The organism is Pseudomonas sp. E102 (assembly GCF_052660185.1).
On the sequence record NZ_CP084025.1, the window covers coordinates 3,751,647 to 3,763,146 of the forward strand.

Consider the following 11,500-nt stretch of genomic DNA (forward strand, 5'->3'; position numbering starts at 1 on the left):
GAGCCCTTTTTCGGGGAGCGCGCCCTCCTCTCTTTCACCAGCCGAGAAATCCATGCCGATCCGTCATTGCATCGTCCACCTGATCGACAAAAAACCCGACGGCACGCCTGCTGTGCTTCATGCCCGCGACTCTGAACTCGCCGAATCCACGGCCATCGAGAACATGCTCGCCGATCTCAACGAGAGCTATAACGCCAAGCAAGGCAAGGCCTGGGGATTTTTCCATGCCGAGTCCGGCGCGCATCCGTTCAGCGGCTGGCTGAAGGAGTACCTGGACGGCGGTAAGGACTTCACCGCCTTCAGTCGTGTGGCGGTGGAACACCTGCAAAAACTGATGGAAGAGTCCAACCTGTCGGTAGGCGGCCACGTGCTGTTTGCCCACTACCAACAGGGCATGACCGATTACCTGGCCATCGCCCTGCTGCACCACAGCGAAGGCGTGGCAGTCACCGACGAGCTGGACGTGACCCCGTCCCGCCACCTGGACCTGGGCCAGTTGCACCTGGCGGCGCGGATCAACGTGTCGGAATGGCAGAACAACAAGCAATCCAAACAGTACATCTCGTTCATCAAGGGCAAGAATGGCAAGAAAGTCTCGGAGTACTTCCGCGACTTCATCGGCTGCCAGGAGGGCGTCGACGGCCCTGGCGAGACCCGCACCCTGCTCAAGGCCTTCAGTGATTTCGTCGAAAGCGAAGACCTGCCGGAAGACGATGCCCGGGAAAAAACCAAGACCCTGGTGGACTATGCCAGCAGCCAGGCCAAGCTCGGCGAGCCGATGGGGCTGGAAGAACTCTCCGAACTGATCGACGAAGATCGCCCGAAAGCCTTCTACGACCACATCCGCAACAAAGACTACGGCCTGTCGCCGGAGATCCCGGCGGATAAACGCACCCTCAACCAGTTCCGCCGCTTCACCGGCCGCGCCGAAGGCTTGTCCATCAGCTTCGAAGCGCACTTGCTGGGCTCGAAGATTGAGTATGACGAAGAGGCTGGGACGTTGATCATCAAGGGGTTGCCGACTTCGTTGACTGATCAGCTCAAGCGTCGCAACTGATGCAGACAGGGTGCTGAAGAAGTGCCCGCGATATAGGCTTAAGGGCCTCATCGCGAGCAAGCTCGCTCCTACACAGTGATTAGCGGCAAACGCAGATCCTGTGAACAACCCCCCCCCTGTGGGAGCGAGCTTGCTCGCGATAGCGGACTGACATTCAACATCAATATTGATTGCCCTGGCCCATCGCGAGCAAGCTCGCTCCCACAAGATCATTCGTTGTTCATCGGGTCTCGACCCGAAATCCAAACCGCGGAAAGTGCACATGCACCACCCCGCCACGCTCATCTTCGCGACGCAGAATCAATTCCTCGCGACCGGCAAACAGCAACTCCCCAGCCACCGGATCGACACCATAGTCCGTCGCGGCGATGGTTACCTGCTGCCCTGCCGTGAACCCGTCAGGCTCTTCGAACGACTCATCCGGCAGCGCAGCCGGTGTCGCGTTGCGGGCAACCCCCAAGGCTTCTTCGGCACTCATCTGGCTCGACGCGCCGTGGCCGAAACCCAGCACTCGCGCGAGCCATGCCGAAACAGCCGGATATACGTCCACCAGCGGCGAGGTCACCGGCGTGCCTTTGAGGAACCACAGCGGATGAGCCATGGCAAAGTCGGCAATCGAAGGATCACCCAGCAGGAAATCCCCCTCTTCGCGCTGCAACTGCTGCTCAAGCCGCGCCATGATCGTCGGCCATTGGTGCTTGGCCTGCTCGGCGGACAAGCGCGTGGCCGTGCCGCCACTGAACAGGCCAGCGCGGTCGCTGATGAACGCCTTGATCGCTTCAGGCGGCAACTTGGCAAAACGCACCGCCACCGACTCCGGCTGAAACACCAGACTCACCGCATGCTGGAACACCACCGAATCGGCCCACGCCGCAAAGGACGCCGCGATCATTTCACGACCTTCAGGGAACAGCGCCGGCGAGGCTTTTTCCTGCTCCAACCGACGGGCCATCAAGGCGGTGTCGCAATAGATATCCGCGCCGATTTGCAGGACCGGTGTCTTGCGGTAGCCGCCGGTGAGCGCGGTCAGGTCGGGCTTGGGCATCATCGGCGGGATGTTAACCGAGCGCCAGGCCAAGCCTTTATAACCCAGCAGCAGGCGGGCTTTTTCCGCGAAAGGAGATGTCGGGTAATGGTGAAGAATCAGCTCTGACATGAGATTCGCCAATGCAGGTAGGAAGTCCCGCACTTTAGCGCGCCAAGGAACAACAGCCTACCGGCGTGATGAAGGACTATCAGCGCGGTTGATCAAGAGCCGTTGCGCTGGCTACCAGGCATTCCTTGGCGCTCTTCCTGAGCTTCTTGATCAGCCGTTCCTGGCGCAGGGCCTCGCCCTTGTCGCGGCAGGCCTCGGTATACACCAGGGCCACCGCCGGGCTGGACAGGAAGAAGCGCGCGCCCTTGCCGCTTTGATGCTTGGCGAAGCGCCGCGCCGGGTCATCGCTGATGCCGCAGTACAACGAGCCATTGGCGGCCCGCACCAGGTAGACGAACCAGGGCTTGCCCGGCTCGGTCGCCTCGGGCACGCACAGCTCGGAAGATTCGTTGGCGGTCGTCACGGATGTTCAACAAGCAGGTAGGAAACAAGCCGCGATCTTATCAGCGACTGGCCTGGAATGCCCGCAGCCCCTTGAGGGCCTGCGCCCTGACTGCGTTGCGCACCAGCGGCGTCCAGCCCAGCAAGAGACCCTTGGCGCCCAAAGCCTGGCGAGACCAGCGCCACAGATCGAAATTGTCGTGGTGCTCGCAGATCTTGTCATCGCGAAACACAAAGCGCGCCTGGATATCGTTGACCACGATATTGCCGGTCTGGCTGAACAGGTACGTTGCCACCCAATGGGCGCCGCCGCTGCGCTCGTCGCTGCGCACATTGTCGAACGTCAGGGAAAAATCCTTGGCCCGAGTGGTCAACATGCGCCACATGTCACCGGCATCGCGCCCGCGCAGTTCGCCGAACGCCGGATCGCTGAACACCACGTCATCGGTATAACAAGCGCTCATGGCCTCGGCATCCAAGCGTTGGAAGGCCTGGTAGAAACGGGTGATCAGGGCGTTATGGGCATCACTCATGGACAGGCTCCGGGAAACGGTTCGACAGGCCTGCACGATAATCCCCCGCCGCCGGGAAGACCATCGTCATTCGCCATGAAAATGATATCAATGAGGCTCGGTGACTCTTTCGCTGACCACGCCGACGTACAGAGCCCGACCGGCACCGATTCCCGCGATGATCGCCCCCAGGCCAATCACGCCGAAGATCCAGCCCAGAGCACTCCAGCCGCCAGTCCAGTCATGTACCACGCCCACCGCGAACGGCCCCAGGGACGCCAGCGTGTAACCAAAGCCCTGGGCCATGCTCGAAAGGTTCGCGGCCACGTGGGCGTCGCGCGAGCGCAATACGATCAGGGTAAGGGCCAGGCTGAACGTCGCGCCCTGCCCCAACCCCAACAAGATCGCCCAGCCCCACAGGCCCTCGATAGGGGCATAGAGGCAACCGAACAGACCGCCGAGGGCCATGACCATCACAATCACGATGGCGAGCCGTTGGTCCTTGCCGCGCGTTGCCAGCCATGGCGCCGCCAGCGAGCTGATCAATTGCACGATCACCGAACCGGACAGCACCAGCCCGGCCTGGGTAGGCGTCAGGCCCCGGCCGATGAGAATCGACGGCAGCCAACCGAATACGATGTAGGCCAGGGAAGACTGCAACCCCATGTACAACGTCACCTGCCAGGCCAACGGATCACGCAGCAGACCGCGGACACGATAGGCCACGTTGTGAGCGCCGTGCTTGTGCCCCACTTGCGGTAACCAGAACACCGCGGCCAATAGCGCAGGCAGCATCCAGAAACCCAGGCCAAGCGACCAGCTATCGCCCATTCGTTCGCTCAAAGGCACCGTAGCCCCGGCCGCCATCGCGGCGCCCAGGCACAGCGCCATGGTGTAGACACCGGTCATGGCCCCAGCCTGTTTGGCGAAGTCGCGCTTGACGATGCCCGGCAGCAGCACGCCGATCACGCCAATGCTGGCACCTGCCAGGATGCTACCGGCGAACAGCCCGAACTGGCCGAAAGAACTGCGCAGAATGATCCCGCCAGCCAACGTGAGCAAAATCCCCAACACGACGCGCTCTGCGCCAAAACGCCGAGCCAGAACCGGAGCCAGCGGTGCAAACAACCCCAGGCAAAGCACGGGCAGCGTAGTCAGCAGGCCCGCTTGGGCAGCCGACAGTCCAAGGCTTTTTGAAACATCACTGAGCAGCGGCGCCATGCTCGACAGAGCCGGACGCAGGTTCAGCGCCACCAGAATCAGCCCGAGCAACAACAGCCAGGGCCGGCGCACCAATGGATGGTTCTGCTGGGCTTGCTCATCGTCGGCTTCGGCGTCGATCAGCAGTTCTTCGAGTTCGGCGGCGCGTTTGTGCGTCGTCGCGGTGGCGTGGTCAAGCGGGTCGCGGGACATGGAAAGCTCTGGTTCAGGGTTCATTGATCAACTGCCGGCAAAGGGCCTTGGCCCGCTCCGGCTCCTGTCGTTCGACGGCGTCGAGGATTTCGACATGCAGGTCAAACACGTGTTGATGGCGAGGAATGACGTTGAGGCTCTGGCGCAACTGCGCGCCGATCACGCTGGAAAAATAACGATAGAGCTCGCTGAGGGCCGGGTTATGCGCGGCATCCACCAGAAGCCGATGGAAAATCAGGTCGCAGGCGATGTAGTGCTCCAGGTCGCCGTGGTACTGCTCGCCGCTGGTTTTCAACGCTTGGCGCAAAGCAGCCAAATCCGCCTCGGTGCGCCGCAGCGCCGCCAGGCCAATGGCCTCCACTTCCAGGATGTGCCGGGTTTCCCGCGCCTGCTCCAGTGAGCAGCGCGACAACGCCTTGAGCGTGTCCAGCGGATCGACCACCGCCCGCACATAGCTGCCGTCGCCCTGACGGATTTCGATCAACCCGGAAAACGCCAGCACGCGCATGGCTTCGCGCACGGTGTTGCGGCTGATGCCCAACTCGGCAACCAGCTCCGGCTCGGTGGGCAGGCGCTGGCCGACGGCCCACACGCCGTCGCTGATGCGTTGGCGCAATTGCTCCAGGGCCTGATCGACCAACGAGCGCTTTATCAATGGAGAAATGTCGGACATGGGCTTCGCCTTTTCATCCAATCATGGGATGAATTTTCTGACATGTTAGTCAGCTTCGTGTAGGACAGCAACCGCCTACGTTTTATTGGAGGTAAAAGATCCTGAAATTTCGATTGGACATAATTACCCAATATGGGTAATTTCAGAAACAGGGCAAATGACTTCTTATGGAAAAGAGCACACCCCATTACGACCTGGCGGTGGTCAAGGTCGAGACTCGCAGGTTGGGAAGCAAGGCCTTCACGCTAAGTGCGCGGGAGGGCGGCAGAAGGATGTCGCTGAGTCTTCCCCAAATGCTGCGAATCGTTCAATTGCTCGAATACAGAATGTTGCACAAATCAATGACGACCTACGCCGATCACCGAATCTGGCAAGACGTCTATCACACAACATTTCAGGATCGGGAGATCTACATCAAAGTGTCCTATCGCCCCGGCGGTGGGCATCCGGTGATCTCCTTCAAGGAGAAAAACCAATGAAAACCCAGCAATGCGTCAGCTGCGGCACTCTCGAAGCGATGCATCACTTCCAAGGCCGCACATTTGCGGTCGACTATAAGCAGGTTACCCGGCAAGTATCCGACATCGCCGGATGGGAATGCCGGATCTGCGGGGAAATCGAATTCGATCACGACACTGACAGTGCCGAGCGTTACTCCAAGGCCAGCGACCTGTTGCTCGAAGATTATGCGCTGGCCATAGGTGCGGAAATCAAACGCATCCGGCGCAAACTGCACCTCACGCAAAAAGACGCAGTGAAGCTGTTGTCGGGAGGCGGACACAACGCCTTCTCCCGCTATGAGCGCGGCGAAGTCGCCCCGGCTCAATCGCTGTTCGTGCTGATGCGGCTGCTTGATCGCCATCCGCATCTGATGGCTGAGGTCGTTGCGCTGAGTGACGGAGCCGATTTGCAGCGACTGCTGTCGAGTCGCCATGGGGAACGCGACACGGCGGATCTCTGACCTGCGGACAAAAATAAACCCGGACAAGTCCGGGTCTATTTCGCCGCCTGATCAGATCAATGCAGGATCTGGCTCAGGAACAGCTTGGTGCGGTCGTTCTGCGGGTTGTCGAAGAAGTCGTTCGGCGCGGCCTGTTCGACGATTTCACCCTTGTCCATGAAGATCACACGGTTCGCCACGGTACGGGCGAAGCCCATTTCGTGGGTTACGCAGAGCATGGTCATGCCGTCTTCGGCCAGGCCGATCATGGTGTCCAGAACCTCTTTCACCATTTCCGGGTCGAGGGCCGAGGTCGGTTCGTCGAACAGCATGATTTTCGGTTTCATGCACAGGGCACGGGCGATCGCCACGCGCTGTTGCTGACCACCGGAGAGCTGACCCGGGTATTTGTGCGCCTGCTCTGGAATGCGAACGCGTTCCAGGTAATGCATGGCGATTTCCTCGGCCTTGCGCTTGGGCATCTTGCGCACCCACATCGGCGCCAGGGTGCAGTTCTGCAGGATGGTCAGGTGCGGGAACAGGTTGAAGTGCTGGAACACCATGCCGACTTCACGGCGGATCGCTTCGATCTGCTTGAGGTCGTTGGTCAGCTCGACGCCGTCGACCACGATGCGACCCTGCTGGTGCTCTTCCAGGCGGTTGAGGCAGCGGATAGTCGTGGACTTGCCGGAACCCGACGGGCCGCACAGCACGATGCGCTCGCCCTGCTTGACGTTCAGGTTGATATCTTTCAACACGTGGAACTGGCCGTACCACTTGTTCACGCCCTGCATCTGAATAATGCCTTCAGGGCTCACAGGCTGTTTGATCGCTTCACTCATGAGTCAACTCCTAACGCTTGTGGCCAGTGTCCAGCTTGCGTTCCAAATGCATGGAATAGCGGGACATACCAAAACAGAAAATCCAGAACACCAGGGCGGCGAACACATAGCCTTCAGTGGCCATGCCCAGCCATTTCGGGTCGGCGGCAGCTTGTTTCACGCTGTTGAGCAGGTCGAACAGGCCGATGATGATCACCAGGCTCGTGTCCTTGAACAACGCGATAAACGTGTTGACGATCCCCGGGATCACCATTTTCAGGGCTTGCGGCAGAACCACCAGGCTCATGCTGCGCCAGTACCCCAGGCCCATCGCCGCGGCCGCTTCGTACTGCCCCTTGGGAATCGCTTGCAGGCCACCGCGAACCACTTCGGCCACGTAGGCCGACTGGAACAGGATCACGCCGATCAGCGCCCGCAGCAGCTTGTCGAAGTTCATGCCTTCAGGCAGGAACAACGGCAGCATGACCGAGGACATGAACAGCACTGTGATCAACGGCACGCCGCGCCAGAACTCGATGAACGTCACGCAGACCACGCGGATCGCCGGCAGGTTGGAGCGACGGCCAAGCGCAAGGACGATACCCAGCGGCAAGGCTCCGGCGATGCCGACGGTGGCGATCACCAGAGTCAGCATCAGGCCGCCCCACTGGCTGGTCGCCACGGTATCCAGGCCCAGCACGCCGCCGTGCAACAGGCACCAGGCGATGATCGGGTACAGCACGAGGAAGCTCAGGCCGTAGATCGCCTTGCGCGGGAAGCGCGAGATGAACAGTGGCGCCACGCCGATCACGGCCAGCCACACGGTCAGGTCCACGCGCCAGCGCAGGCCCGTCGGGTAATAGCCGTACATGAACTGGCCGAAACGCTGCTGGATGAACACCCAGCAAGCGCCTTCCTTGGTGCAGTCGGCCTGGGTGGTGCCGACCCAGTTGGCATCCAGGATCGCCCATTGCAGGATCGGCGGAATGATCAGGTAGATCAGGTAGAACGCAAACAACGTCAACAGCGTGTTGAGCCAGCTGGAGAACATGTTGGCGCGCATCCATGCCACTACGCCGATACTGCTGCTCGGCGGTGGCATGTCGGGTTTGAAAGTATGAGATGTCATGCGCGTTTCCTCACCGCTCGATCAGCGCAATGCGCTTGTTGTACCAGTTCATCAGCAAGGAAATGCTGATACTGATCGCCAGGTACACGCTCATGGTGATCGCAATCACCTCGATGGCCTGGCCGGTCTGGTTCAACACCGTGCCGGCAAACAGCGAAACCATTTCCGGGTAACCGATACCAGCCGCCAGGGAAGAGTTCTTCGCCAGGTTCAGGTATTGGCTGGTCAACGGCGGAATGATCACACGCAGGGCTTGCGGGATGATGACTTTGCGCAAGGTCGGACCGTTGCGCAGCCCCAGGGAACGGGCCGCCTCGGTCTGGCCATGGCTGACCGACTTGATGCCCGAGCGCACGATCTCGGCGATGAACGCCGCGGTGTACACGGTCAAGGCCAGGGTCAACGCAAGCAGCTCCGGGATCAACACCCAGCCGCCGACGAAGTTGAAGCCCTTGAGCTGTGGCATTTCCCAATGCACAGGCGCCCCGAAGACCAAAGCGCAGATTGCCGGGATCACCAGGAACAGCGCCAGGCCGACCCAGAATTTGTGAAACGGCTCGCCCGTCGCTTCGAAGCGCTTGTTGGCCCAGCGCGTCATCAGCACGATCGCGACAATCGCCAGCACGATGCTGATCACGAACGGCCAGAACCCATCGGCCACCAGCGCCGCCGGCATGTTCAGGCCCCGGCTGCTGACGAAGAACGTGTCACCGAAATTGTGGGCAGCCCGTGGTCCCGGCATGGTCAGGAATACGGCGAAGTACCAGAACAGGATTTGCAACAGCGGTGGGATGTTACGGAAAACCTCCACATAGACGGTCGCCAGCTTGGAGATGATCCAGTTCTGCGACAAGCGTGCGACGCCGATGATGAACCCCAGGATGGTCGCCAGGATCACGCCAATGAAGGTCACCAGGAGGGTGTTGAGCAGACCGATGACAAAGACGCGGGCATAACTGTCCGCTTCGGTGTAGTCGATCAGATGTTGGGCGATGCCGAACCCGGCACTGCGCTCCAGAAAACCGAAACCGGACGTGATGCCCCGGTGTTCCAGGTTGGTTTGTGTGTTATCGAACAGAAACCAGCCCAGCGAGATGACCGCCACGATGGTGACGATCTGAAATACCCACGCACGCACTCGTGGATCGCTGAGGCTGAACCTCTGCTTAGGTGCGCCGATTGAATTTTGCATGAAGTGCCCCGCAAAGAATGGAACAGAACATCACCCGGTGGTTGGCCCACCGGGTGATAGAACCATCAGCGCACTGGTGGTGCGTATTGGATGCCGCCTGCGTTCCACAGAGCGTTCAGACCGCGATCGATTTGCAGCGGGGTGTCTTTGCCGAGGTTGCGCTCGAACATTTCGCCGTAGTTGCCGACTTGCTTGACGATCTGCACGACCCAGTCCTTAGGCAGCTTCAGGTCTTTACCGTATTCACCGTCAGCGCCCAGCATACGAGCGACGTCAGGGTTCTTGGTGGACTTGGCTTCGGCTTCGACGTTCTTCGAAGTCACGCCTGCTTCTTCGGCATTGAGCATGGCGAAGCCAGTCCAACGCACGATAGCCAGCCACTCGTCGTCGCCGTTACGCACGACCGGGCCCAGAGGCTCCTTGGAAATGGTTTCCGGCAGAACCACGTAGTCCTTTGGCGAGGCCAGCTTGCTGCGCTGGGCGAACAGCTGGGACTTGTCGGAGGTCAGCACGTCGCAACGACCGGATTCCAGCGACTTGGCGCTTTCATCGGAGGTGTCGAAGGTGATCGGGGTGTACTTCAGGCCGTTGGCGCGGAAGTAGTCGGATACGTTCAGTTCGGTGGTGGTACCGGCCTGGATGCAGATGGTTGCACCGTCCAGTTCTTTGGCGCTCTTGACGCCCAGTTTGCTGTTGGCCAGGAAACCGATGCCGTCATAGTAGGTGATGAAGCCAGGAAACTTCAGGCCCATGCCCGCATCACGGGAGCTGGTCATGGTGGAGTTGCGCGACAGCACGTCGATTTCGCCCGATTGCAGCGCGGTGAAGCGCTCCTTGGCGTTCAACTGGCTGAACTTGACCTTGGTCGCATCGCCAAATACCGCAGCGGCAACGGCACGGCAGAAGTCAGCGTCGATACCGACGATCTTGCCGGTGGAATCTGGCACCGAGAAGCCCGGCAAGCCATCACTTACACCACATTGCACAAAACCTTTCTTCTGCACGGCATCCAGGGTTGCACCCGCCTGAGCGAACCCGCTGACGCCGAGGACTGCTGCTGCAGTCACGACTGCCAGGGTGGATTTCAGTAACTTCATTCAAACCTCCAGTTTTGCTCTTGTTGTGTCGGAGCTTGAGCCCTGTCGCACCCTTTTGAGGCATTGCCGACCCCTGTTGGCTTTTTTTAGGGTCGACCGACGTCTGGGCCTTCGCTATGAGTCTATTAATGAGAGCGCCCATCAACAGCGGCCTGCTCACTTCTCACCAATCGGCCGAACGGGCTGTAGCCCTTCACGTTCGCGAAGCCCGTAGCGGCTATTGGCGAACATCCATCACCGGATTTCTGATATCCCATGCGTCGCGTCTAGCTGATAGTGTTACCGCGCAGCGTAAGAATCATCACTCAGCTACCCCATAGCAAAGCCCGTACCATACCGCTGCGCTTACCCCATACCGGGTACGTCAAGACAAAAAGTTGTAGTATTGCGACATGTAATTAACTGAGGCACCAAGCGCGCACCGTAACCATGCACTGATCGAGCGCGCCCGCACATTTTTGGAGCACACCATGACCGACCCCTTGATTCTCGAGCCTTCTGGCACCGCCGATGCCTGCATTATCTGGCTCCACGGCCTGGGCGCCGATCGCTACGACTTCATGCCGGTAGCCGAAATGTTGCAGCAAAGCCTGCTCACCACACGTTTCGTCCTGCCTCAAGCACCCACTCAGCCCGTCACCATCAATGGTGGCTATGCCATGCCAAGCTGGTACGACATCCGCGCCCTGAGCCCGGCTCGAGCCATTGACGAAGATCAACTCGAAACCTCGGCCCAGCGGGTCATCGACCTGATGGAAGCCCAGCGATCCAGCGGAATAGACGCTTCGCGAATCTTCCTCGCGGGTTTTTCCCAAGGTGGCGCGGTGGTCTATCACACCGCATTCGTCAAATGGCAGGGGCCCCTGGGGGGCGTTATCGCGCTGTCCACATATGCGCCAACTTTCAGCGAGGAATTGCAACTCTCTGCCAGCCAGCAGCGCATCCCGGTACTGGCGTTGCACGGACAATACGACGAGGTGGTGCTCAACCCGATGGGCCGGACGGCGAAAGAGTATCTGAAGCAGCATGGTGTCACCGTGACATGGCAGGAATACCCAATGGGCCACGAAGTGTTACCCGAGGAGATCCGCGACATCGGCGCCTGGCTGGATAAGCAGTTGCGCTAAGA

13 protein-coding genes are annotated in these 11,500 nt (G+C 60.0%); 4 read left to right on the forward strand and 9 right to left on the reverse strand.

Annotation, left to right across the window (positions count from 1 at the left end; all coding sequences use genetic code 11):
* The first annotated feature begins 52 nt into the window (after positions 1–52).
* Entirely contained in the window at positions 53–1,057 is a 1,005-nt protein-coding gene (gene yejK / locus DOCECA_RS17160; RefSeq protein ID WP_014340016.1) for a nucleoid-associated protein YejK, read from the forward strand.
* 220 nt (positions 1,058–1,277) lie between these two features.
* On the opposite strand, the gene DOCECA_RS17165 is transcribed toward yejK, so the two are convergent.
* The 5 genes from DOCECA_RS17165 to DOCECA_RS17185 form a co-directional block, all read right to left on the reverse strand.
* The gene (locus DOCECA_RS17165) at positions 1,278–2,213 is read right to left on the reverse strand and encodes a glutathione S-transferase family protein (RefSeq protein ID WP_434648833.1); all 936 of its coding nucleotides are present in this window, start codon (positions 2,211–2,213) and stop codon (positions 1,278–1,280) included.
* A 79-nt stretch (positions 2,214–2,292) separates the two neighbouring features.
* Positions 2,293–2,616, reverse strand: coding sequence for a GIY-YIG nuclease family protein (locus tag DOCECA_RS17170; protein ID WP_445570839.1), 324 nt, complete (start codon positions 2,614–2,616; stop codon positions 2,293–2,295).
* Positions 2,617–2,656: 40 nt separating this feature from the next.
* A complete protein-coding gene (locus tag DOCECA_RS17175; protein WP_420765372.1) occupies positions 2,657–3,127 on the reverse strand; it encodes a nuclear transport factor 2 family protein in 471 nt (156 codons plus the stop codon).
* A gap of 87 nt (positions 3,128–3,214) precedes the next feature.
* On the reverse strand, positions 3,215–4,543 hold the full coding sequence (locus DOCECA_RS17180) for a CynX/NimT family MFS transporter (RefSeq protein WP_420765373.1): 1,329 nt from the start codon (positions 4,541–4,543) through the stop codon (positions 3,215–3,217).
* Positions 4,533–5,192 (reverse strand): FadR/GntR family transcriptional regulator, encoded by a 660-nt coding sequence (locus DOCECA_RS17185; RefSeq protein WP_445570840.1) that lies wholly within the window; start codon positions 5,190–5,192, stop codon positions 4,533–4,535. Before DOCECA_RS17185 ends, DOCECA_RS17180 begins: the two co-directional genes overlap by 11 nt.
* A gap of 167 nt (positions 5,193–5,359) precedes the next feature.
* Here DOCECA_RS17185 and DOCECA_RS17190 point away from each other — a divergent pair, with 167 nt between their 5' ends.
* Both DOCECA_RS17190 and DOCECA_RS17195 read left to right on the forward strand, forming a co-directional pair.
* Positions 5,360–5,671, forward strand: a complete 312-nt coding sequence (locus DOCECA_RS17190) for a type II toxin-antitoxin system MqsR family toxin (RefSeq protein WP_420765375.1) — start codon at positions 5,360–5,362, stop codon at positions 5,669–5,671.
* Positions 5,668–6,153: a type II toxin-antitoxin system MqsA family antitoxin gene (locus tag DOCECA_RS17195; RefSeq protein WP_420765376.1), complete on the forward strand. Its 486-nt coding sequence runs from the start codon at positions 5,668–5,670 to the stop codon at positions 6,151–6,153. The genes DOCECA_RS17190 and DOCECA_RS17195 overlap by 4 nt, the downstream gene beginning before the upstream one ends.
* A 56-nt stretch (positions 6,154–6,209) precedes the next feature.
* On the opposite strand, the gene DOCECA_RS17200 is transcribed toward DOCECA_RS17195, so the two are convergent.
* From DOCECA_RS17200 to DOCECA_RS17215, 4 genes are all read right to left on the reverse strand, one after another.
* Complete coding sequence (locus DOCECA_RS17200) at positions 6,210–6,974, reverse strand: amino acid ABC transporter ATP-binding protein (RefSeq protein ID WP_003178331.1); 765 nt, start codon at positions 6,972–6,974, stop codon at positions 6,210–6,212.
* 10 nt (positions 6,975–6,984) lie between these two features.
* Positions 6,985–8,082, reverse strand: coding sequence for an amino acid ABC transporter permease (locus DOCECA_RS17205; RefSeq protein ID WP_445570841.1), 1,098 nt, complete (start codon positions 8,080–8,082; stop codon positions 6,985–6,987).
* Positions 8,083–8,092: 10 nt separating this feature from the next.
* Positions 8,093–9,274, reverse strand: a complete 1,182-nt coding sequence (locus DOCECA_RS17210) for an amino acid ABC transporter permease (RefSeq protein ID WP_420765378.1) — start codon at positions 9,272–9,274, stop codon at positions 8,093–8,095.
* 65 nt (positions 9,275–9,339) lie between these two features.
* Positions 9,340–10,371: an amino acid ABC transporter substrate-binding protein gene (locus DOCECA_RS17215; RefSeq protein ID WP_186610954.1), complete on the reverse strand. Its 1,032-nt coding sequence runs from the start codon at positions 10,369–10,371 to the stop codon at positions 9,340–9,342.
* A gap of 470 nt (positions 10,372–10,841) precedes the next feature.
* On the opposite strand from DOCECA_RS17215, the gene DOCECA_RS17220 reads away from it, so the two are divergent.
* The gene (locus DOCECA_RS17220; RefSeq protein ID WP_445570842.1) at positions 10,842–11,498 is read left to right on the forward strand and encodes an alpha/beta hydrolase; all 657 of its coding nucleotides are present in this window, start codon (positions 10,842–10,844) and stop codon (positions 11,496–11,498) included.
* Positions 11,499–11,500: the final 2 nt, after the last annotated feature.